The 22,155-nt window shown below is 45.6% G+C and carries 23 protein-coding genes; 20 read left to right on the top strand and 3 right to left on the bottom strand.

The window, feature by feature from the left end; genetic code table 11:
- Nucleotides 1-28: 28 nt before the first annotated feature.
- The 18 genes from DP120_RS00390 (at nt 29) to fabZ (ending at nt 16,115) form a co-directional block, all read left to right on the top strand.
- Entirely contained in the window at nt 29-2,203 is a 2,175-nt protein-coding gene (locus tag DP120_RS00390) for a bifunctional diguanylate cyclase/phosphodiesterase (RefSeq protein WP_112221211.1), read from the top strand.
- A gap of 169 nt (nt 2,204-2,372) precedes the next feature.
- Nucleotides 2,373-3,002: a uracil phosphoribosyltransferase gene (gene upp / locus DP120_RS00385; RefSeq protein WP_112221210.1), complete on the top strand. Its 630-nt coding sequence runs from the start codon at nt 2,373-2,375 to the stop codon at nt 3,000-3,002.
- 269 nt (nt 3,003-3,271) lie between these two features.
- Nucleotides 3,272-4,390: a non-hydrolyzing UDP-N-acetylglucosamine 2-epimerase gene (gene wecB / locus DP120_RS00380; RefSeq protein ID WP_112221209.1), complete on the top strand. Its 1,119-nt coding sequence runs from the start codon at nt 3,272-3,274 to the stop codon at nt 4,388-4,390.
- 213 nt (nt 4,391-4,603) lie between these two features.
- Entirely contained in the window at nt 4,604-4,825 is a 222-nt protein-coding gene (locus tag DP120_RS00375; protein ID WP_112221208.1) for an AtpZ/AtpI family protein, read from the top strand.
- 3 nt (nt 4,826-4,828) lie between these two features.
- Nucleotides 4,829-5,200 carry an ATP synthase subunit I gene (locus DP120_RS00370; RefSeq protein ID WP_112221207.1) on the top strand — a complete coding sequence of 124 codons (372 nt, stop codon included), beginning with the start codon at nt 4,829-4,831 and terminating at the stop codon, nt 5,198-5,200.
- A gap of 27 nt (nt 5,201-5,227) precedes the next feature.
- The gene (gene atpB, locus DP120_RS00365) at nt 5,228-5,944 is read left to right on the top strand and encodes a F0F1 ATP synthase subunit A (RefSeq protein ID WP_112221206.1); all 717 of its coding nucleotides are present in this window, start codon (nt 5,228-5,230) and stop codon (nt 5,942-5,944) included.
- 62 nt (nt 5,945-6,006) lie between these two features.
- Complete coding sequence (atpE, locus tag DP120_RS00360; RefSeq protein ID WP_008433003.1) at nt 6,007-6,219, top strand: F0F1 ATP synthase subunit C; 213 nt, start codon at nt 6,007-6,009, stop codon at nt 6,217-6,219.
- Between the two features lie 167 nt (nt 6,220-6,386).
- Nucleotides 6,387-6,908 carry a F0F1 ATP synthase subunit B gene (gene atpF, locus DP120_RS00355; protein WP_084244260.1) on the top strand — a complete coding sequence of 174 codons (522 nt, stop codon included), beginning with the start codon at nt 6,387-6,389 and terminating at the stop codon, nt 6,906-6,908.
- The gene (locus DP120_RS00350; RefSeq protein ID WP_112221205.1) at nt 6,905-7,435 is read left to right on the top strand and encodes a F0F1 ATP synthase subunit delta; all 531 of its coding nucleotides are present in this window, start codon (nt 6,905-6,907) and stop codon (nt 7,433-7,435) included. The genes atpF and DP120_RS00350 overlap by 4 nt, the downstream gene beginning before the upstream one ends.
- A 28-nt stretch (nt 7,436-7,463) precedes the next feature.
- Entirely contained in the window at nt 7,464-8,972 is a 1,509-nt protein-coding gene (gene atpA, locus DP120_RS00345; protein ID WP_112221204.1) for a F0F1 ATP synthase subunit alpha, read from the top strand.
- 48 nt (nt 8,973-9,020) lie between these two features.
- The gene (atpG, locus tag DP120_RS00340) at nt 9,021-9,878 is read left to right on the top strand and encodes an ATP synthase F1 subunit gamma (RefSeq protein ID WP_112221203.1); all 858 of its coding nucleotides are present in this window, start codon (nt 9,021-9,023) and stop codon (nt 9,876-9,878) included.
- 90 nt (nt 9,879-9,968) lie between these two features.
- The gene (gene atpD / locus DP120_RS00335) at nt 9,969-11,384 is read left to right on the top strand and encodes a F0F1 ATP synthase subunit beta (RefSeq protein ID WP_112221202.1); all 1,416 of its coding nucleotides are present in this window, start codon (nt 9,969-9,971) and stop codon (nt 11,382-11,384) included.
- Nucleotides 11,385-11,408: 24 nt separating this feature from the next.
- On the top strand, nt 11,409-11,813 hold the full coding sequence (locus DP120_RS00330; protein ID WP_112221201.1) for a F0F1 ATP synthase subunit epsilon: 405 nt from the start codon (nt 11,409-11,411) through the stop codon (nt 11,811-11,813).
- A gap of 231 nt (nt 11,814-12,044) precedes the next feature.
- The gene (locus DP120_RS00325) at nt 12,045-12,278 is read left to right on the top strand and encodes a DUF1146 family protein (protein WP_112221200.1); all 234 of its coding nucleotides are present in this window, start codon (nt 12,045-12,047) and stop codon (nt 12,276-12,278) included.
- Between the two features lie 363 nt (nt 12,279-12,641).
- Nucleotides 12,642-13,940: a UDP-N-acetylglucosamine 1-carboxyvinyltransferase gene (murA, locus tag DP120_RS00320; RefSeq protein WP_112221199.1), complete on the top strand. Its 1,299-nt coding sequence runs from the start codon at nt 12,642-12,644 to the stop codon at nt 13,938-13,940.
- Between the two features lie 270 nt (nt 13,941-14,210).
- Entirely contained in the window at nt 14,211-15,200 is a 990-nt protein-coding gene (gene mreB / locus DP120_RS00315) for a rod shape-determining protein (protein WP_112222243.1), read from the top strand.
- 163 nt (nt 15,201-15,363) lie between these two features.
- Nucleotides 15,364-15,633 carry a DNA-directed RNA polymerase subunit beta gene (locus DP120_RS00310; RefSeq protein WP_112222241.1) on the top strand — a complete coding sequence of 90 codons (270 nt, stop codon included), beginning with the start codon at nt 15,364-15,366 and terminating at the stop codon, nt 15,631-15,633.
- Between the two features lie 44 nt (nt 15,634-15,677).
- Entirely contained in the window at nt 15,678-16,115 is a 438-nt protein-coding gene (gene fabZ / locus DP120_RS00305; RefSeq protein ID WP_101801441.1) for a 3-hydroxyacyl-ACP dehydratase FabZ, read from the top strand.
- Nucleotides 16,116-16,346: 231 nt separating this feature from the next.
- On the opposite strand, the gene DP120_RS00300 is transcribed toward fabZ, so the two are convergent.
- Nucleotides 16,347-16,784 (bottom strand): YwpF family protein, encoded by a 438-nt coding sequence (locus DP120_RS00300; protein ID WP_112221198.1) that lies wholly within the window; start codon nt 16,782-16,784, stop codon nt 16,347-16,349.
- A 282-nt stretch (nt 16,785-17,066) separates the two neighbouring features.
- Between DP120_RS00300 and DP120_RS00295 the strand changes: the two genes are divergently transcribed.
- Nucleotides 17,067-17,477, top strand: coding sequence for a single-stranded DNA-binding protein (locus DP120_RS00295; protein WP_112221197.1), 411 nt, complete (start codon nt 17,067-17,069; stop codon nt 17,475-17,477).
- Nucleotides 17,478-17,561: 84 nt separating this feature from the next.
- Entirely contained in the window at nt 17,562-17,705 is a 144-nt protein-coding gene (locus DP120_RS18300) for a hypothetical protein (RefSeq protein WP_165843681.1), read from the top strand.
- Between the two features lie 106 nt (nt 17,706-17,811).
- On the opposite strand, the gene DP120_RS00290 is transcribed toward DP120_RS18300, so the two are convergent.
- Both DP120_RS00290 and DP120_RS00285 read right to left on the bottom strand, forming a co-directional pair.
- Nucleotides 17,812-20,535, bottom strand: coding sequence for a DEAD/DEAH box helicase (locus DP120_RS00290; protein WP_112221196.1), 2,724 nt, complete (start codon nt 20,533-20,535; stop codon nt 17,812-17,814).
- Nucleotides 20,532-22,064 carry a hypothetical protein gene (locus DP120_RS00285; RefSeq protein ID WP_112221195.1) on the bottom strand — a complete coding sequence of 511 codons (1,533 nt, stop codon included), beginning with the start codon at nt 22,062-22,064 and terminating at the stop codon, nt 20,532-20,534. Before DP120_RS00285 ends, DP120_RS00290 begins: the two co-directional genes overlap by 4 nt.
- Nucleotides 22,065-22,155 lie beyond the last annotated feature (91 nt).

The raw sequence follows: 22,155 nt of genomic DNA, 5'->3' as shown, positions 1-22,155 counted from the left end.
CCATAGATAACGAAAGAAGGGGTACCGGATGCAAAACAGTAAAATAGAAAAAGAAAAATACATAATCGTTGATTGGCTCAGCCGACTGGGTGTCGAATTCCAGACCGGTTTTGTCGTCATCAATTCGCAGCTTGATGAGCAGCCGATCCTCTATGCCAACCAGGCATTCTACGACATGACGGGGTACTCCGAAACGGATGTTTTGGGGAAGAACGGCAGCTTTTTGCACGGGGAAAAAACGGATAAAGTTATTAGCGAAAAAATCCGGAAATGCACTTTATCCGATAAGGCAGACACATTTGAAATCGTGAATTACCAAAAGAATAAGAATCCCTTCTGGAATGAAATCACCATTCAGCCAATCAGCGTGGACGGTGGAAAACACAGATACACGCTGATGCTGATGAAGAATATCAACGACCGTAAAAGGGAAGAAGCATTGATCCAGCTGCAGCAGGAAGCATATACCGGCATTGAAAAAGGCTATATGCTCGGCTCGCTGCTCGAAAATGTTTGCCGAATCATCGAATCATTCTTTAAAGACGGCACGACCTGCACGATTCTTTTTATCGATGAAAACAATAAATTCCGTGATGTTGCAGGAAACTCTATGCCTAAGGGCTTCCGGGAGTTTATCGATGGACGTGAAGCGACTCCGGAATCAGGCTCCTGCGGTGCGGCTTATCACCGGGGTGAGTCTGTCATCGTGGAAAATATGCTTGAAGACAAGTTGTGGGAGGAATATCGCGACATAGCTGTAGAATATGGTTTCAAATCCAGCTGGTCAGTGCCATTCCTCGACAAAGACGGAAATGCCATCGGCACACTCGGCATTTATTTCCCTTCGACGACTAAACCGGATGAGAAAGATTATACTTTCATGGAGAGAATTGCTCCGACAATTTCGCTGACAGTCAAATATTCACGCCAGCAGGAAGAAATGTTGAAACTTGCCTATACGGACAGGACGACGGGACTTCGCAACCGAAACTATTTCATGATTGAATTGGCGTCTTTGCTTGAAGAAAACAAAGAGGGGCTCGTCGCATTTTTATCCGTAGACGAGTACGTCAAAGTCGTGGATCAATATGGACATCGTGCAGGAGATCAATTGATCCAGGAGATCGGGAAGCGTTTCGGCTTGGCCACTTCTTCCAAAGAGGCATTGATCGCCCGGTTTTCCGATTCGACTTTAGCGCTCGTCAGCCTGATGCCGCTGGATCAGATACCGGAATACCTGGAAGAGCTTGCTAAATTATTGGCAGAACCGATTACAGTAAGGGACATGGAGTTGTTCCTGTCCCTGAAAACCGGTGTGTCGATCATCACAGCGATGCAGCAGGATGTGGAAGAGCTTATCCGTTATGCAGACAGCGCTTTATCAAAAGCGAAACTGCGTGCAGGCGAGTCCATCTGCTATTATGAAAACGAACATGATGAGTACATGATGCGAAATCTCCGTATAGCCAATGAGCTGACTGCAGCGCTTCGCCGTGAAGAAATAAAAGTTCACCTTCAGCCGAAAGTGGATATGCGTACAGGCAAAATTTTAAGCTTTGAAGCATTGGCCCGCTGGAATTCACCGGAACTTGGCAATATTGCACCGGATGTTTTCATACCGGCAGCCGAAAAAAATGGCAAGATCCGCGTTCTGGAACAGAATGTATTGAAGCAGGTAATGGAATGGCTGAAAAATCGCCAGGAGCATAACCTGAATCTCCAGCAGGTCGCGGTTAATGTTTCAGCTGATCATTTCTTCCATCATTCGTTCGTTCCGAACCTGGTGGACATGACGGCGGAATACAATATCGACCGGCGTTTGATCCAACTTGAAATTACAGAACGCATCGGCTTTGTCGATATCGAAGCCGCAAGAAAAATCTTTAAGCAATTAACGAAATATGGCTTCACCAGTTCGGTGGATGATTTCGGCACCGGGTATTCTTCTTTGAGTTACCTGCAGAAGCTTCCGGTCAGCGAAATTAAAATCGATCGGTCGTTCATTTCCAAAATGCACGAAACAGATACGCTTGCCATTGTCCGGACCATCATTCAATTGGCGGAAAACCTGGACATGACCGCAGTGGCGGAAGGCGTGGAAACGGAAGAACAGAAACAGCTGCTGCTGGATCTGGGATGCCATGTCGGCCAGGGATATTATTTTTACCGGCCGATGCCGCTTGAAGATGCCAACCTTTTGTAGGCCGGAGCAGATGCTCCGGTTTTTTTATTTGGAATAAATCCGTGGGGAAATTATAAAATTTGCCAGCCTATTAAAATTTCAGAAAAATTACAATGCTTTCATGAGAGCTCAGCGCCCCTCAATTTCTGTTATACTATTGAAGATAATGTGGAAAAAGGAGAGATACGCCGTGGGAAAAGTATATGTATTTGATCACCCTTTGATTCAGCATAAACTGACGTACATCCGCGATAAATCGACTGGAACGAAAGAGTTCCGCGAATTGGTGGATGAAATAGCAACATTGATGGCCTTTGAAATAACCCGTGATCTTCCGCTTCAGGAAATTGAAGTGGAAACGCCAGTGCAGATTGCCAAAGCAAATGTGTTGGCAGGGAAGAAAATGGCGATTGTGCCAATTCTGCGCGCAGGCATCGGAATGGTTGATGGGATTTTAAAACTGATTCCAGCGGCGAAAGTCGGACACATCGGCTTATACCGAGACCCTGAAACGCTGCAGCCGGTCGAGTATTATTTCAAAATGCCTTCGGATATCCAGGAACGTGAGATCATTGTAGTCGATCCGATGCTGGCAACTGGCGGCTCGGCTATAGAAGCTGTTAATTCACTGAAAAAACGCGGAGCGGTGAAAATCCGTTTCATGTGCATCATTGCAGCACCGGAAGGCGTGGAAGCATTACAGACTGCACATCCGGACGTGGACATCTACATCGCGGCACTTGATGAAAAATTGGACGACCACGGCTATATCGTCCCAGGTCTTGGAGACGCTGGAGATCGCCTGTTTGGCACTAAGTAAAGAAAAGCGAAGGCGCCCGTTAAGCTCTGAAAGGCATAAGACGATTTGGCGAAGCGGCATGTTTTCAGCCGCACAGCCGAAGTGGCTTATGACCCGAAGAGCTGGGCCGCTGGAGACTGGACAATAGAAAAGCGCAAGCGCCCGTTAAGCTCTGAAAGGCATAAGACAGGATAGCGGAGCGGCGGTTTTTGCCGCAAAGCTATACTGGCTTATGACCCGAAGAGCTGGGCCGTTGGAGACTAGACAATAATAAAGCGAGGCTGATCCTTATGAAAAAGAAATGGAAAGTGATGACTATATTCGGTACTCGCCCGGAAGCCATAAAAATGGCTCCGCTTGTACTCGAGCTTCAAAAACATCCTGAAACCATCGAGCCGCTGGTAACTGTTACAGCCCAGCACCGTGAAATGCTCGACCAAGTTCTTGAAACGTTTAAAATCACACCGGATTTCGATTTGAATATCATGAAGGACCGCCAAACGCTCGGGGAAGTTACAACCCGGGCGCTGGAAGGCCTCGATAAAGTGATGAAAGAAGCGAAACCCGATATTGTGCTGGTCCATGGCGATACGACAACTACTTTTGTTGCGAGCCTGGCCGCATTCTATAATCAGATTGCTGTCGGCCATGTAGAAGCAGGACTGCGGACGCACAATAAATTTTCTCCTTATCCGGAAGAGATGAACCGCCAATTGACCGGTGTCATCGCCGATCTGCACTTTGCACCGACAGAAAAGTCGGCTCAGAATCTTTTGGCTGAGAACAAAAAAGAAGAAGCTGTCTACATTACAGGCAACACAGCAATCGATGCGCTCAAGACAACGGTTACAGAAACTTATTCGCATCCGATTCTTGAGAAAATCGGGAAGGACCGAATGATCCTTTTGACGGCGCACCGCCGTGAAAACCTGGGCCAGCCGATGCGTAATATGTTCCGTGCCATCAAACGCCTGATCGAGGAACATGATGACATTCAAGTTGTTTATCCGGTACATATGAATCCGGCAGTCCGGGAAGTGGCGGATGAAGTGCTTGGCCGCGATTCCCGCATCCATTTGATTGAACCGCTTGAAGTGTTGGATTTCCATAACTTCGCTGCGCGTTCCTTCATTATATTGACGGATTCAGGGGGCATTCAAGAAGAGGCGCCTTCACTTGGCAAACCGGTTCTGGTGCTTCGCGATACAACTGAACGTCCGGAAGGCATCGACGCGGGCACATTGAAGCTCGCAGGAACAGATGAAGAGACGATTTACGGGCTGGCGAAAGAACTATTGACAGACGAAGCGGCTTATAAAGCGATGTCACATGCATCAAATCCTTACGGTGATGGCAAGGCATCGGTTCGAATTGTTGAAGCGCTTCACCAGTATTTCGACGCCAAATAAAAAATTTGTGAATTTTTGTCCACAATATGTCGGGGCAAATTTGCTTGTGAAGTTTTTCACTTCTATCAATTGACATGATTTTACCCCTATTGTATGCTTACAAAGGGTATGCATGAGAAGGTTTTTTTACATAATTTTTTATGGTAAAAGCCTGATGCGACTGCTCTTTTTTAGGGGTAAAATGTCAAATCAACGAATTTCGAGGGGTTTATCATGCACCCGAAAAAAAGTCCCTTACAAGCGATGGCACTTTACAGCGCCATCCTCTCACAACTTGTCGGGTCCGTACTCATCGGTGCGTTCACAGGTATGTGGCTCGATGATCAGTTCGGAACCGCCCCGCTTTTTCTGGTCATCTGCCTTCTCGCAGGCATCTCAGCAGGCGTCTGGGCAATGTTTCAGACCGTCCGAAAATTCGAATCAGGAGACAAGTAAAAAATGGATGGACTCAGGGAGATTTTCACAAGACTTAAAAGGATAATCATCTTTATCCTGGCAATATTCGTGCTCGGTTGGGGATTCACCTCATACCAGGACATCTTTGCCGGTCTGATCATCGGAACTTTGTTCGGCATTTATAATATGTGGATTCTGGTTCGCCGGATGGACAAATTTGACCGGGCGGTGGCTGAAGGCTCGAAAGTTCGTTCCCTTGGAACGGCATTACGGTTTGCATCAGGTGTTGCAGCTGTTGCGATTGCGATATTGTTCGCAGAGCACATTCACTTGGTCAGTACGGTAATTGGATTGATGATCCCTTATATCCTGCTTTTGGCGGAACGGATCATCTATCACGTGAAACACCATTAAGAATGTGGAAAGAGAGGTGAAACTATCGTGGATCATGGAGCTCCAATGTGGCAAGATCCGCTGTTCGGTATTTGGTTTAACTTATCCAACGTTATGATGCTTCTCGTAGCCGCTCTTATCGTGTTCCTCATCGCATTCTTTGCAACGCGGAACTTAAAGCTGAAACCGACTGGGATGCAAAACTTCATGGAATGGATCATGGATTTCGTGAAGGGTATCATAAAGAGCAATATGGACTGGAGAGACGGTGGACGATTCCATGTACTTGGAATTACGCTGCTCATGTTCATTTTTGTGTCGAACATGCTGGGTCTGCCATTTTCAATTGTGGTCAACGGAGATCTCTGGTGGAAATCACCTACAGCTGATCCGACTGTCACAATGACACTCGCAGCAACAATCATTATCTTGAGCCATTATTACGGCATCAAGCAAAAAGGTTTGAAAAATTACGGAGCGGACTATCTGAAGCCGATGCCATTCCTGTTCCCGTTGAAAATCATCGAGGAATTTGCGAATACGCTGACACTTGGTCTGCGTCTTTACGGGAACATCTTTGCCGGAGAAATCCTTTTGGGATTGCTTGCAGGTTTAGGTGGAGCAGGTATTTTCGGATTTGCCGCCGCCGCGCTTCCAATGATGGCATGGCAAGGATTCTCGATCTTTATCGGGGCTATCCAGGCATTCATTTTCGTTATGTTAACAATGGTTTATATATCGCATAAAGTTGCCGACGACCATTGACATAAAAACGCCTTAACAGGCAAAAAACAAAAAAACAATTATCCTGAGGAGGACATTTTAAAATGGGTTTATTAGCAGCAGCAATTGCAGTAGGTTTAGCAGCACTAGGTGCAGGTATTGGTAACGGTCTTATCGTTTCAAAAACAGTTGAAGGTATCGCTCGCCAGCCAGAAGCTCGTGGCGTTCTTCAAACAACAATGTTCATCGGTGTTGCTTTGGTAGAGGCACTTCCTATTATCGCAGTAGTTATCGCGTTCATCGTAATGAACCGTTAATCATTAACGTATCTTATTAAAGCTAAATGGCGAGAATGCTTCGGCATGTTTTTCGCCATTTACGCTTGTTATGAATCATTTTACAACTGAAAAATCATCTTGCAGCAATTAAAGATCTTACTATAGAAGAAACGTACTTTTAGGCTCTTGAAGGGAGTGAAACAATCGTGTTTTTTGATCACCTCGTACTCGGTGCTACCGGGGAGTTTTTGAATATTGGAGATATCGCAGCAACTTTAATCGTGTTTATCGCATTGATGTTGCTACTGAAAAAATTCGCATGGGGACCTTTGATGGGCGTTATGCAGGAACGTGAAGACTTGATCGCAAGTGAAATCGAAACTGCTGAAAACAGCCGTCTGGAATCCAAAAAAATGCTTGAAGAACAGCGCAACCTTCTGAAAGATGCGCGCACACAGGCACAGGAAATCGTAGAGAATGCCAAAAAGCAAGGCGAAGTTTCGCGTGAGGAAATCATCACGACGGCACGCGCTGAAGCTGGACGCATGAAAGATGCGGCAGTTCTTGAGATTGCCAACGAAAGAGACAAAGCGATTTCGGCAGTTCGTGAAGAAGTTGTGGCATTGTCATTGCTTGCAGCTACGAAAGTGCTTGAAAAAGAAATCTCTGAGGAAGACAACCGCCAGTTGATTAACGAAACGATTGCGAAGGCAGGCGAAGTGCAATGAGTCAGGCTGCAGAACGCTATGCATTAGCATTGTTCCAAACGGCACAGAAACATCAGGTTACTGCTGAAGTGGAACAGGATTTGCGCGAAGTGAAAAAAATATTTGCTACGACTCCTGAACTTTATCAACTGATGGTTTCACCGAAATTATCATCTGAAAAAAGAATCAACTTGATCAACGAATTGTTCAAGCAAGGCAATCAATACGTGGTTAACACGATCCAATTGATTGCCGAGCGCGGACGTTTAAACGAAGTAGGGGAATTGGTCGATGCTTTCATCAACCTTTCCAACGATGCACAGGGAATCCAGGATGCAAAAGTTTACTCGACACGTCTGTTGACTGAAGAGGAACGTGCATCGATTTCCACTGTATTTGCACAAAAAGTAGGCAAACAGTCTTTACGAATTGAAAACATTATAGATCCATCGTTAATCGGTGGACTGCGTCTTCAAATCGGAAACCGGATCTATGACAGCAGCATCAGCACAAAGCTGGCTCGCCTGCAGCGTCAATTGATCGGTTAATTAATGAAATTATGAGAGGGTGACATACATGAGCATCAAAGCTGAAGAAATCAGCGGTCTGATTAAAGCGCAGATTGAAAATTACCAATCAGAGATGAAAGTTGACGACGTCGGTACAGTAATCACAGTTGGTGATGGTATCGCTCGCGCTCATGGCCTCGACAACGTCATGGCTGGAGAACTTGTTGAGTTCTCTACTGGTGTATTGGGAATGGCACAAAACTTGGAAGCCAATAATGTTGGTATCATCATCCTTGGGCCGTTCGCTGACATCAAAGAAGGCGATGAAGTGCGTCGTACAGGCCGCATTATGGAAGTACCGGTAGGACACGAACTTATCGGACGAGTAGTAAATCCAATTGGACAACCAGTTGACGGCTTAGGCCCGATCAACACAACGAAAACCCGTCCAATCGAAAGCCCTGCACAAGGGGTTATGGCACGTAAATCAGTTCATGAACCTCTTCAAACAGGTATCAAAGCAATTGACGCATTAGTGCCGATCGGCCGCGGACAGCGCGAATTGATCATCGGTGACCGCCAGACGGGTAAAACTGCTGTAGCAATCGATACTATTTTGAACCAGGCTGACCAGGATATGATCTGTATCTATGTGGCAATCGGACAAAAAGAATCGACTGTACGTAACGTAGTTGAAACTTTCCGTAAAAATGGCGCTTTGGACTACACAATCGTCGTGACGGCATCCGCTTCACAGCCGGCACCATTATTGTTCCTTGCTCCTTACGCTGGTATCACAATGGCTGAAGAATTTATGTTCGAAGGCAAACACGTTCTTATCGTTTATGATGATTTGACAAAACAAGCATCTGCTTATCGTGAACTTTCGCTATTGCTTCGTCGTCCTCCAGGCCGTGAAGCTTACCCGGGTGACGTTTTCTACTTGCACTCACGCCTTCTTGAGCGTGCAGCGAAGTTGAACGAATCTCTTGGTGCAGGATCTATCACAGCATTGCCGTTCGTTGAAACGCAAGCTGGCGATATTGCTGCATATATTCCAACAAACGTAATTTCGATTACTGACGGACAAATCTTCCTTCAATCCGATCTATTCTTCTCGGGTGTGCGCCCAGCGATCAACGCCGGACTTTCCGTATCACGCGTAGGTGGTTCAGCTCAAATCAAAGCGATGAAGAAAGTAGCGGGAACATTGCGTCTGGATTTGGCAGCATTCCGTGAATTGGAATCATTCTCGCAATTCGGTTCTGACCTTGACGCTGCTACAGCTGCTAAGCTTGAGCGCGGTAAACGGACAGTTGAAGTTCTTAAACAGGACTTGAACAACCCGATTAAAGTAGAGAAGCAAGTTGTTATCTTCTATGCATTGACTAAAGGTTTCCTTGATGACATTGCTATCAATGATATCTCTCGTTTCGAAGCTGAATTGACTAGCTGGTTGGATACGAACCACACAGAAGTTTTGGAAACTATCCGCACTACGAAAGGTTTGCCTTCTGACGAAGCATTTGGCGCGGCAATCAACGATTTCAAACGCACATTCGCAAAATCAGAGTAAGCAGTTCAGCTGGATCAGAAGAAAAAATAATAAGGTGGTGAAATACCAGTGGCATCTTTACGCGACATAAAAAACCGAATTACGTCAACGAAGAAAACAAGCCAGATTACAAGAGCGATGCAAATGGTTTCCGCTTCAAAATTGAACCGTGCCGAAACGAATGCTAAAGCATTTGTTCCTTACATGGCGAAAATTCAGGACGTTGTAGCTTCCATAGCTGCCAGCTCGAATGACGCAAGCCATCCGATGATGACAACGCGCCCTGTGAACAAAACCGCATATCTTGTAATCACATCTGACCGTGGGTTGGTGGGCGGATACAACGCTAATATCCTGCGTACTGTAAGCAATAAAATCCGTGAACGCCATACATCAAATGATGAATTTGTTATCCTTAGCATTGGCCGTAAAGGTCGGGATTTCTTTGCGAAACAGGGAATGACGATCCTGGAAAGCACTATCGCGCTTCCGGATCATCCATCATTCGCTGATATCAAAGAAATTACGCGCAAAGCTGTTGGTATGTTCTCAGAAGGTGCATATGATGAAGTTTATATGTACTACAATCACTTTGTCTCAGCTATTCAGCAGGAAGTCACTGAAACGAAGGTTCTGCCATTGACGGATATCAAGCCGACCGGAGCGACTTCTTCTTATGAATTCGATCCCTCAGCTGAAGCCATCCTGGAAGTTCTTCTTCCACAATACGCAGAAAGCCTGATTTTTGGTGCCGTTCTTGACGGCAAAGCAAGTGAACATGCGGCTTCAATGACAGCAATGAAGAGCGCGACCGACAATGCGTCTGAATTGATCGACGGATTGACACTTTCATACAACCGTGCCCGCCAGGCAGCGATCACTCAGGAAATCACTGAAATCGTCGGTGGGGCAGCGGCTTTAGAATAGTTATTAAGTAAACATTGAAGTGGAGACGGTCGATTAGGCCGTCGAAGCTTGCAATAATGATTCAATAAAAGTAAGACAGGAGGGAATAGCATGAACACAGGACACGTTCTTCAAGTTATGGGTCCAGTTGTAGACGTAAAGTTTGCCGATGGCAATCTTCCAGCAATCTACAATGCCCTAACTGTAAAAATTGATCGTCCCGGTCAGGCAGTAGTTACTTTGACATTAGAAGTAGCTTTGCACCTGGGCGATGATACTGTTCGTACAATCGCGATGGAATCCACTGACGGATTGCAGCGTGGATCTGTTGTAACCGATTTGGGCAGCGCTATTACTGTTCCGGTTGGAGATGTAACATTAGGCCGTGTATTTAACGTACTCGGCGAAGTAATCGACTTGGCTGATGAAATTCCTAGTACGGAACGCCGCGACCCAATTCACCGTGATGCTCCTACATTTGAACAGCTTTCTACAGAAGTTCAAATTCTTGAAACAGGTATCAAAGTTGTTGACTTGCTTGCCCCTTATATCAAAGGTGGTAAAATCGGTCTCTTCGGTGGTGCCGGTGTAGGTAAAACAGTTCTTATCCAGGAATTGATCAATAACATCGCTCAAGAACACGGCGGTCTTTCTGTATTCGCCGGTGTTGGTGAGCGTACGCGCGAAGGGAACGACTTATTCCACGAGATGAGCGATTCCGGCGTTATCAAAAAAACAGCAATGGTCTTCGGCCAGATGAATGAACCACCTGGCGCACGTATGCGTGTCGCTTTGTCCGGTTTGACAATGGCTGAATATTTCCGTGACGAACAAGGCGCGGATGTATTGCTATTCATTGATAATATCTACCGTTACACACAAGCAGGTTCTGAGGTTTCGGCACTACTTGGCCGTATGCCTTCAGCCGTTGGTTACCAGCCGACACTTGCTACTGAAATGGGACAATTGCAGGAACGTATTACTTCTACAAGTAAAGGTTCTATTACATCTATCCAGGCGATCTATGTACCTGCCGATGACTATACGGATCCGGCTCCAGCTACAACTTTCGCCCACTTGGATGCAACAACAAACCTTGAACGTAAACTTTCTGAAATGGGTATCTACCCTGCGGTGGATCCGCTTGCTTCAACTTCACGCGCATTGTCGCCTGAAATCGTTGGAGAAGAGCATTACGGAGTTTCCCGTCAGGTTCAGGAAACGCTTCAGCGTTACCGTGAACTTCAGGATATCATTGCAATCCTTGGTATGGACGAATTGAGCGATGAAGACAAGTTAACGGTTAACCGTGCTCGTCGCGTTCAAAACTTCCTGTCTCAAAACTTCCACGTGGCTGAGCAATTTACAGGCCAAAAAGGTTCTTATGTGCCGGTTCAAGAAACAATCAAAGGATTCCAGGGAATCCTTGCCGGTAAATACGATCACTTGCCTGAAGATGCTTTCCGTTTGGTAGGACGCATTGAAGATGTAATTGCCAAAGCGAAAAGCATGGGCGTAGAAGTCTAAAATCAGGGACCAGGAGGGAAAAAAATGAAGACCATTACAGTCAATATTGTCACTCCCGACGGCCCGGTATACGATTCAGAAGTCTCCATGGTAATAGCGGTTACAGCTTCCGGTGAAATGGGCGTCCTGCCCGGTCACATCCCGACAGTAGCACCTCTTGGAATCGGCGCAGTCCGATTGAAGAAAGAAAACTCGACGGAATTGGTTGCTGTAAGCGGCGGATTCCTTGAAATTCGTCCTGAAAAAGTAACGATTCTTGCCCAGTCAGCAGAACGTGCGACTGATATTGATATTGCTCGCGCTCAAGAATCAGCTAAACGTGCAGAAGCGTTGCTACAGGCGAAAAAAGATGAAGTCGACTTCAAGCGGGCTGAGCTTGCTTTGAAGCGTGCGATGAATCGTATCAACGTTTATGAGGGTAACGTATAAAAGCGACAGCACCCGTTAAGCTCTGACAGGCATAAGACGGTTTGGCGAAGCGGCATCTTTTCAGCCGCACAGCCAAAGTGGCTTATGACCCGAAGAGCTGGGTCGCTGGAGTCTGGACATAGATTAGCGACAGATAATGTGGGAAAGCGGGCAAAAGTTATCCAAACTTTTGTCCGCTTTTTCTATATACTGTTATTTATTAAGAAATAAATACTTGAAAGGAGGATTTATATGGAACAAATGATTGGGCAGCAGGCAATCATCTCTATCTTTAGCCATATCTTTTTTACGGGTGTAGCTTTTTATGCGCTGCGCGCGATGACTTTTGAAAATTGGATCCGCAAACATCATGTGCTGCAGGCGCAAATTCTTTATATTTTCCTCAGCATTGCCTTAGGTACAATGGTTTCAACCTTTTTCCTGAATATATCCGCCTGGTCAAGGCAGTTGCCATATCTCTTTTAAAAATTGGCAAATTGCCGTGTTTCCACTTGGTGGGAACAGGCCAATTTACCAAACCTTAGGTATTTCCCGGGAAATAAATTTAAAAACCATGTTTATTTTCCTATATTCGGGGAAAATATTCACTGTAATCAAATTGTAATATAAACTGTACGTCGACGGACACAAATCAAAGGGTTATTACGAATCATATAAACAAGCAGATAATATTTAAGAAAAATAATCTGCTGGATACTTGTTATTTTAATAAAATACGGGTATCATAGTAAAGGTTTTGTTTCTAAATTATGACATTGGACTTTTAAACGGTTTATATACATTTTACAGATTTTTTTACAGATTATTTTACACATGGAGGGCGTTTCAGTGGAACAGATCATTGTTAGAGGCGGTAACAAATTAAACGGTAAAGTAAGAGTGGAAGGGGCTAAGAATGCAGTTCTTCCGGTCCTGGCCGGCGCATTGCTCGCAGGTTCAGGCAAAAGCATCATAAAGGAAGTTCCGCATTTGGCGGATGTCTACACAATTCAAGAGGTTCTAAGAAGCTTGAATGTCGGCATTGAGTACTTCCCGGAAAAGAATGAAATGCATATCGATTCATCTTCAACTTTATCAAGTGAAGCTCAATTCGAATACGTAAGAAAAATGAGAGCTTCAATTTTGGTTATGGGACCGCTTCTTGCACGCAATGGTTTTGCTCGCGTGGCGCTTCCAGGTGGTTGTGCAATCGGATCGCGGCCGATCGAACTTCATTTAAAAGGATTTGAAGCGATGGGCGCAAAAATCACATTCGGAAATGGTTTTGTAGAAGCAGACGTGAATGGAAGATTACGCGGAGCAAAAATATACTTAGATTTCCCAAGTGTAGGAGCTACTGAAAACATTATGACGGCAGCCGCGTTGGCTGAAGGCGTTACAATCATCGAAAACGCAGCAAAAGAGCCTGAAATTGTTGATTTGGCTACTTACATCAATGAAATGGGAGGAAAAGTGATTGGTGCTGGTACAGATACAATCCGTATCGAAGGCGTTGAAGAACTTAAAGGCGCTGAGCATTACATCATCCCGGACCGTGTGGAAGCTGGTACATTCATGGTAGCAGCAGCCATCACTGAAGGTGACATAACGATTGAAAATGCAGTACCTGAGCATATGGCGGCGTTAATTTCGAAACTTGGTGAAATGGGTGTCAGAATCGAAGAGACAGTTGAAGGCCTTCGTGTCCAGGCGACTCGTCCTCTTCGCTCCATTGATATCAAGACAATGCCGCACCCAGGATTCCCTACAGATATGCAGTCTCAGATGATGTCATTGATGCTGACTGCTAAAGGAAACGGAATTTTGACTGAAACAGTCTTTGAAAATCGTTTCATGCATGTCGAAGAGTTTCGCCGCATGAATGCTTCAGTTAAAATTGAAGGGCGTTCTGTAATCATGGAAGGGCCTTCTAAATTGCAGGGAGCTGAAGTATCAGCTACTGATCTGCGTGCAGCAGCTGCATTAATATTAGCTGGACTAGCCGCAGAAGGAATTACACGAGTAAATGAATTACAGCATTTGGATCGGGGTTACGTTGACTTTCATAAGAAACTTGCATCGCTTGGCGCAGATATCGAACGCGTCATTACAGAAGAAGCACCAGTCATGGAAGAACAAACGGTCTAATTCCATATTTAATATTCAAACCCGGAAGCAAACTTGCTTCCGGGTTTTTAATTGTCATAAAGATATTTCCCGGGGAATGAATAAGAAAGGCTAAAAATACTTCTATTAAGAAATATTATTAAATAAAAATGAAGTTTTCTTAAAATAACATATATTCTTCCAAATTGTTATGCAGCACCCTGAATCTTTGTGTTAAAATATTCAGTTAGGAGCGTCTTTATAGAGAGATACATAATAGAAGTACCATTACCGGAAGGGGTAGCAGGAATGTTGTTTTCAAGAGATATAGGAATTGACTTAGGAACAGCAAATGTTCTGATTTACGTTAAAGGCAAAGGGGTTATATTGAATGAACCTTCGGTCGTCGCGATGGACCGGAAAACTAATCAGGTAATCGCTGTAGGAGAAGAAGCGAGAAAAATGATTGGCCGTACACCGGCACATATAATAGCTGTAAGACCGTTAAAAGATGGCGTTATCGCTGATTTTGATGTCACTGAAATCATGCTGAAGTATTTCATAGACCGTTTAAAAGTCAGAGGCTTCATGAACAAGCCGCGCATCCTTATTTGCTGTCCGACCAATGTGACGAGTGTCGAACAAAAAGCAATCAGGGAAGCTGCTGAAAAGTCCGGCGGGAAGAAAGTTTATCTTGAAGAAGAACCTAAAGTAGCTGCTATTGGAGCCGGGATGGATATTTACCAGCCGACAGGCAATATGGTGGTTGATATTGGTGGAGGAACTACTGACGTTGCCGTGCTGTCTATGGGTGACATTGTTACCAGTGAATCCATCAAAATAGCAGGAGACGTATTTGATAACGATATTCTTCAGTACGTTAAAAAGCATTATAAATTACTGATTGGTGAACGCACAGCAGAAAATATTAAAATGGAAATAGGAACTGTCTTCAAAGGCAGCCGTAAAGATGAGATGGAAATCCGTGGACGAGATATGGTGTCCGGCCTTCCGCGTGTCATAACTATCCATTCAGAAGAAATCGAATTGGCGCTTCGCGAATCAGTAAATCTGATAGTAGCCTCAGCCAAGAATGTTTTGGAGAAGACGCCTCCTGAACTTTCAGCTGATATAATTGATCGGGGTGTTATACTGACTGGCGGCGGGGCCTTGCTGCATGGCATCGAACAATTGCTTGCGGAAGAATTGAAAGTTCCAGTTTTCATTTCTGAAGATCCGATGAACTGTGTTGCAATCGGCACAGGCAAGATGTTGGACAGCCTATCACGTAAATCCAAATAAAATTCTCTCCATTTTTTTAAGTATGTACAGCAACCGCATTTTTTTAGTATAATAGCAACATAGTGAAATCGTGCTTGCGCGGAATCGCAATAGAACTGTGGATGTGAATTGCTCTTACATAATAGAATGGGAGTGTGCATCAGTGGAAAGGTTGACGACTGAAATGGCTGAGCCAACTAAAAAAGTTTCCAAAAGAAAAGAACATAAAAATGAAGAAGCAGCTGGTGGCCAACAGGGGAAAAAAACCTGGTGGGTCCAAATTCGGTTATTTCCCATCTGGCTTCGCATCATCCTCGTACTTGTATTAATCGTCATTGCAGCTGCACTTGGAGCGATGGTCGGTTATGGAGTGCTTGGTGACGGACAGCCGAAAGATGCGCTTAAATGGGAGACCTGGCAGCACATTATCGATATAATGAGCGGCAAGAAATAACTGGCGCTGCCTTTTTCATTCATTTTACAAAAGGGGTTGGACTCATGTTGACGACTGAACAGATTAAAGCGATCTTACCGCACCGCTATCCATTTTTGATGGTGGATCGGATGCTGGAGCTCGAAGCCGGCAAAAGAGCGGTAGGCCTGAAAAATGTTTCCGCCAATGAAGAATTTTTCAACGGCCATTTTCCAGGATACCCGGTTATGCCAGGCGTCTTGATAGTAGAAGCACTGGCTCAGGTCGGAGCAACTGCCGTATTGAAGATGGAAGGCAACGAAGGGCGGCTCGCTTTTTTCACAGGCATAGACAATTGCCGCTTTAAGCGGCAGGTTGTTCCAGGCGACCAATTGCGCCTCGAAGTGGAATTGACGAAACTAAGAGGACCGATGGGCAAAGGACATGGAATCGCTACTGTAGACGGTGAAATCGCCTGCGAATGCGATATCCTTTTTGCACTTGGGCCGGTTGCTGAAAAGTAAAGAAAAGCGACGGCACCCGTTTAGCTCTGAAAAGCATAAGACGGATCAGCGTAGTGGCGGTCTTTGCCACGCAGCTGATATGGCTTATGACTCGAAGAGCTGGGTCGCCGGAGTCTGGACACATAAACAAATTTCCCCAAGAATTTTTACATTAAATTGTTTACTTTTTAACCATTGAAAAAGCAGTGCAGACATTAATCGTCTGCACTGCTTTTTTACTGTTCAAAAATATTACTGTTTGGCTTCATCTTTTCGCAGCACTGGACGCGAACGCATATCGCTTTCAAACCGTGTCAGCAATTGATCGCCTTCCAGGCCGTCCTCAAGCAGTTCCGATAGCAGAGTTTCTGCATATTTTCGGCGTGCCCGTTTCAGTGTCCCCTTCATCAGGACAGAAATATGATCTCCGATTTTCTTAACTCCATAAATTCCTACTTCGAAAGTTGCCGGTTCATTCTCCGGATAAGAGATAACTACTTTTACATCATAGATTTTACCTGAATCCATCATTTGTTTGAAACGTTCCTCATGAGACAAATCCATCAGCATTTCAAGCACCCAGGACCGATAGCTGTTCTCCTGGTTGATAATGATGCCATCTTCCAGAGGGAAGTTAATGATGCTTTCTTCTTCAACAAGGCCTATTGACAGCATTTTAAAGGTCTTCATCCGTCTACCCCCTAAATCGATCTTTTTTCCAGTATAGCATAGCCGTGAAATTTCACGCTAATGAAGAAAACATCCCTGAATCTTCGAAAATTCTTTTTTGTCACGGCCTATCCATGAATGTAAAAGCCAATCCGTGCAAGGATTAGAGAAAAAATTTATTTTTATTGGTATTTGAAAAATGAAATATGGCCTGCCAAAAACTTGGCAAATTCTATTTTTCGCCTTTTGCATAAAATTCAGTTTATTTAGTATGCTGGCTTTACGGAAAGGAGGTGAAAAAATATGAATCAAGTCGGACTGGTAGGAAGGCTGACAAAAGATCCATCGTCTCGGACATTAAGCGAAGGACGTGTACATACAACGTTCATCGTAGCCGTTTCCAGAAACTATAAAAACCAAAAAGGGGAAATCGAAAGCGATTTTGTACTCTGTTCCACGTGGGGAAGACCGGCAGTTAACGTTGCGAAATTCTGTGTTAAGGGTTCTCTTGTAGCGATATCCGGGCGTCTTCAGTCGCGTCATTATGACAGGGAAGATGGAACCCGCGTTTATGTGACGGAAGTTCTTGGCGACCAGGTACGATTCCTCGACAGAAGAAAAGCGCAAGAAGAAACCGCCCCAGTACAGAAGGAACCAGAATCTGAAGCAGATTTTGATTTCCCGGTACCAGAAGCGGAACCAATTAACGCATAAAGAGAATCTTCAATCAGTGGGAGTTTTCTTTTCCCCACTGACCATCAATACGGGATAAAATTTGAAAATAGGAGGCACTTAGTCATGCCGAAAGACATACAACAGCAATTGGAAGTGCATATGGAGCAGCTGATCCGCCTGACAGCCTTGCTTCATAGACGATTGGCAGAGGCGGAACGGGAGCTAAGTGAACTGAAGGAGCATTTCCGTTCCGCTACGAAAGTTTGAGGCGGTTGGTTTCATTCACTCATCAGAAAAGGGGAGCATGGCCGGGTGGGGACCCGGCCATGCTCATTTAACGCCTATGAGAGCTTAGCGGGCGCCCTCGCTTTTCTTACAACGAATAAGTGAACAGCTCTTTCAGCTCATTATCGGATAGCTCTGTCATCCACTGGCTTGACTGGATAAATTGTTCTGACATGGTCTGTTTCTGAGTCAGCAGGGAATCAATTTTTTCTTCGATGGTGCCGATGGTCACAAATTTATGGACGTGGACAAATTGCGTCTGCCCAATACGATAGGCACGGTCCGTCGCTTGGTTTTCAACAGCTGGATTCCACCATCTGTCTGCGTGCAGCACATGTGTGGCAGCAGTGAGGTTTAACCCTGTTCCGCCGGCTTTCAGCGAAAGGATAAAGATCGGGAATTTACCTTGCTGGAAAGCATTCACCAACGAATCCCGCTGGTTTTTCGGCATGCTGCCGGTAAGGAATGGCACTTCATGTCCATACAATTCGTTGATCGCTTGCTGCAGCAAGTGGCCCATGCCGATATATTGCGTGAAAATCAGGCATTGTTCGCCGCGTTCCGCGATTTCGCCGGCAAGTGTCACAATCCGCTCGAGTTTCTGGGAGCGGGGAAGAATTTCTTCTGCCGATGTATAAGGCTCCTTCAGATACAAAGCAGGATGGTTGCACAATTGCTTCAGCTTGCTGAGCATTTTCAATACCAGCCCTTTTTTCTCGAAGCCGGTCAAGGTTTCCATTTTTTCAACGGTGTCCTGTACCAGTCCCTCATAGAGAGCGGCCTGCTCCGGAGTCAATGGGCAATATTCAAGCTGCTCCTGTTTTTCAGGCAGGTTCAACTGAAGTTCAGGATCTTTTTTCGTACGGCGCAACAGGAATGGCTGGATGCGCTGACGCAATTTTTCCTTCGCTTCTTCTGAATCGTCGCGTTCGATCGGAATCATGAAAGTTTCCTGGAATTGCTTGATGCGGTATAAATAGCCTTTATTGATGAAATCGAATATCGACCAAAGCTCAGAAAGGCGGTTTTCAATCGGTGTGCCGGTCAGCGCAATATGATGCTGGCCTTTAAAGCGGCGTATTGTACGCGACTGCTTGGTATACATATTTTTGATATTCTGTGCTTCATCCAGTGTAATGCTGGTCCACGGAATGTCCTGCATCTCTTCAGCGTCGGACGAAGCGATGCCGTAAGTGGACAATACAACGTCTGGCCGTTCTGCTTCGAGGAATTGAGTGAATTCCTCAGCTTTCGGACGGACCGGACCGTAATGCATATAAACTTTCAAATCCGGCGCAAAGCGCTCAAGTTCTTTTTGCCAGTTGCCAAGCACTGAAGTCGGGCAGACGATCAGCGAAGGCTGCGCCTGTTTTTCCGGATGCACATGAAGCAGGTAGGCAATCAGCTGGACGGTTTTGCCAAGCCCCATATCATCCGCCAGGCAAAGCCCGAAACCTTCTTCGCGCATAAACACAAGGTAGTCAAAGCCTGTTTTCTGGTATGGACGGAGCTCCGTGTTCAGATTTTCTGGAATCGCAGTCGGCGGCAGATCCCGTTTATCGAGCAATTTATCCAATAGGACCTTCAAAGATTTATTGAGATTATATTCGACGAGCGGATCGTCTTCTTCAGCGGCTTCTTCGAGCATGATCTCCGGCACGTTCTGGAACAGCATATCTTTTATCGTCCAATCGGCATCCTCAGCTTCTTCAATCATCTTACGAAGCTGCATCAGAAGGTTTGAATCTACCCGAACCCATTCATTTCCTATGCGAATAAATTCCTTGTTCTCGGTAACGAGCCTTTCGAAATCCTGCATGCTGAGTTCATGGCCATTCAGCGAGAACTGCCAGTCAAAGCGGATGATCTGATCGAGCCCGACCACTGATGCTTTTTTGGCAGGGGAATGGACATTGGCTTTTACGCGCACCTTCGATTCCTGTACAGCCTGAAGCCAGGAAGGTATCGAAACTTCGATGCCGAAAGCCTGCAGGATTTCAGTATCGCTGCGCAGGAATTGAAGGACTTCCGCGTCCGTCCATTCCGCATGATAGAGCTTCGTTTCATCAAAACCGTCAACCGAAGGGCAAAGGCTTAATATCAGAGCCTGCTTTTCTGCTATTTCAGCATGGCGGCTGCGCCATTTTTCCGGCAGCACCTTTTCAAGCGGCTCATCCATCCGGCGTTTGGAAGGCGTCCAGTAAACACTGCCGCGTTTTGAACGGAGCACCACTTTAAATGACCATTCCGGCGTTTCGTCCGGTTCGCTCAATTGCACAGCGATCACATAATCATCCGCAGCTTCGAGTCCGTCCCAGCCTGCTTGCTGGATAAAATGCTGGATATAAGGCAATTGGGCAGTCGTTAAGCCTTTTTGGCGTAATTGCTGGCTGAGGGTATCGCTTAAGAATGCCTGGATATCCGAGTCACCATACTTGCTGTCGATGATGATATCTTCGCCGTCAACGGAAACGTGCTCCCACAAATCGGGATCGTTTAAGGAATCCGAGACTTTTTCGGCAAGTTGCAGCCATGCAGTATCGGCGTCGGTCTGGCCTTTGAAGGTGACATAATGATGTCCGTCCCCCTTAAAAAGCCTGACAAAATCTGCTGGCGACAGCACGAGGTCGAGCCCGTCCATTTCCGACTTCATGCCGAAAAAGCTGTCCTTGTCCATGAAATACAAAAAAGGAGTCCAAATCTCAGGAGGAATGCGATTTCCGGTTTCATTGATCGCCTGAATTCGGAAGCTGTCTCCTTTGGTGACTTTTAAATAATAGATGCGGCTTCCTTCTGTTTGGAATTGAGTCATACCAGGTTTCCTTTCTCAATCTCTTCCTGCAATGCACGGAGACGTTTATTCTGTGTCCGGATTTCTTTCATATAGGATTTCCAAAATTCCATTTGATCGCTCTTTTTGCAAGCGGACTTCATCTTTTTCCAGATGCGCACAGCCTGTTTATAGCTGGCGCGGCTGCGTTCGTCCAAATGGGCCATCGCATAACGGTGGTATAGCGGCAGTGCATAATCGGGCGCCGCTTCCTGCACTTCCTTCAATCCGCATTCTTCGGCGAAATACAAAGGGGAATTATGCATATGGTGAAGTTCCGCCCACTGCTTATAGAAACCTTTTTCAATCAGATAAGTGGAGTAGGCGGGTAAACCGTAATGGCCGAACTGGCGGAACAGGTCCTCCCAGTCCCTTTCACTTAAGTTGATTAAAGAGAAAAGGCGGCTGAGTGTACGCACATACTGATGGCGGTATTGCGTATACAATCCTTCGAACAGGAATGTTTTGACATGCGGTTTGACTGCCATCAAAATAACTTCGAGCGCCTGTTGGTTCTGTTCTTCTTCAGCGAGGATTGCAAGCTGGATCCAGTCATGTGCTTCGTTTGGTGTGATCTTTTTAAGCTCCACCGGTTCTTTCAATAAAATCGAGAAAAATCCCGTAATCCGTTCATCAGGCCGAGGGAAAGCGGCAAGTTCCTGTCTGCGTAAACGGTCGTTGGTGAAAAGGTTCGTCCAGAATAATTGGTAGACCGTCAAACGCTGGGAAGATGAACCATCTCGTATTGCAGCGAAGTCACGGACCATGTCCCGGAGGTAGTCAAAAAAAGCATCCGATTCGAATGTTCGGTGCTGGCCGTGCAATTGATCAAGCAAGTCGCGAAGATCATGGAGTTCATCTTCAAACCAGGTTTTAAAGAAAGAGTGATGGACATCGTTGGTACCCGATATATAGGTGCCCCACACTTCGGATAATGAAATGAAATGGGCATAAGCACGGAACAGGGTTTTCCATTCACGTTCGAGCGGGACGAAAGATAAGGCGTTTTTCAGCCGCCCTTCATACATCTGCTCATAGTAAAAATAATTTCTTGTCGTGTAATCCGGAATCGGATCCCGCCAGACACTCTGAATCACTTTTTTCCATTGCTGCGGCGAGCGTTTATTGCCGATCGCGGAAAGCTGATCCTGTTCCTGTGCGCGCCAATCCGCTACCCACTGGGACAGCGAACCCACTTTTTGATACAAAGCGAAAATCACTGCAAGCCGGTGCCGGCACATTTCATCCTGCGGACATGCACAGACAGCCGTCAGCTTTTCAAAATTCAGTACAACTTTCACAGAGTGGGCATCTTTTACAATTGCTTCCAGAAGAAGCCTTTCTTCATTGAATGACTGGATTTGCACCCCGTCATGGCGCACTAAAAAGACTGCTTTTCGAACCATTTCCTCATCCGCAGCACGAGCGGGATAAAGGGATCTCTCGATAGCAGCCATATAATTGTGTATTGTGTCTTCGTATTGTTGTGCCAGGGATTGAACCGTAGCCATTTGCATCGCCCCAAAATAAAACTTTCCTTCTATTATACTAGTTTACGGCTAACCCGTAAACGAAGAAGGAAAGATCCGTGCAGAACAGGAT

Origin of the sequence: Planococcus halotolerans, assembly GCF_003289955.1 — a bacterium.
Taxonomy (GTDB): Bacteria; Bacillota; Bacilli; order Bacillales_A; family Planococcaceae; genus Planococcus; species Planococcus halotolerans.
The sequence above is the reverse complement of the archived record's forward strand: the minus strand, read 5'-3'. Positions and strand labels throughout refer to the sequence as shown.

Coding starts and splice junctions, on each gene's coding strand:
- DP120_RS00390 (WP_112221211.1), top strand. CDS start 29: ATGCAAAACAGTAAAATAGAAAAAGAAAAATACATAATCGTTGATTGG.
- wecB (WP_112221209.1), top strand. CDS start 3,272: ATGAAAAAGAAATGGAAAGTGATGACTATATTCGGTACTCGCCCGGAA.
- DP120_RS00375 (WP_112221208.1), top strand. CDS start 4,604: ATGCACCCGAAAAAAAGTCCCTTACAAGCGATGGCACTTTACAGCGCC.
- DP120_RS00370 (WP_112221207.1), top strand. CDS start 4,829: ATGGATGGACTCAGGGAGATTTTCACAAGACTTAAAAGGATAATCATC.
- atpE (WP_008433003.1), top strand. CDS start 6,007: ATGGGTTTATTAGCAGCAGCAATTGCAGTAGGTTTAGCAGCACTAGGT.
- DP120_RS00350 (WP_112221205.1), top strand. CDS start 6,905: ATGAGTCAGGCTGCAGAACGCTATGCATTAGCATTGTTCCAAACGGCA.
- atpA (WP_112221204.1), top strand. CDS start 7,464: ATGAGCATCAAAGCTGAAGAAATCAGCGGTCTGATTAAAGCGCAGATT.
- atpD (WP_112221202.1), top strand. CDS start 9,969: ATGAACACAGGACACGTTCTTCAAGTTATGGGTCCAGTTGTAGACGTA.
- DP120_RS00330 (WP_112221201.1), top strand. CDS start 11,409: ATGAAGACCATTACAGTCAATATTGTCACTCCCGACGGCCCGGTATAC.
- DP120_RS00325 (WP_112221200.1), top strand. CDS start 12,045: ATGGAACAAATGATTGGGCAGCAGGCAATCATCTCTATCTTTAGCCAT.
- DP120_RS00310 (WP_112222241.1), top strand. CDS start 15,364: ATGGCTGAGCCAACTAAAAAAGTTTCCAAAAGAAAAGAACATAAAAAT.
- fabZ (WP_101801441.1), top strand. CDS start 15,678: ATGTTGACGACTGAACAGATTAAAGCGATCTTACCGCACCGCTATCCA.
- DP120_RS00300 (WP_112221198.1), bottom strand. CDS start 16,784: ATGAAGACCTTTAAAATGCTGTCAATAGGCCTTGTTGAAGAAGAAAGC.
- DP120_RS00295 (WP_112221197.1), top strand. CDS start 17,067: ATGAATCAAGTCGGACTGGTAGGAAGGCTGACAAAAGATCCATCGTCT.
- DP120_RS18300 (WP_165843681.1), top strand. CDS start 17,562: ATGCCGAAAGACATACAACAGCAATTGGAAGTGCATATGGAGCAGCTG.
- DP120_RS00290 (WP_112221196.1), bottom strand. CDS start 20,535: ATGACTCAATTCCAAACAGAAGGAAGCCGCATCTATTATTTAAAAGTC.
- DP120_RS00285 (WP_112221195.1), bottom strand. CDS start 22,064: ATGGCTACGGTTCAATCCCTGGCACAACAATACGAAGACACAATACAC.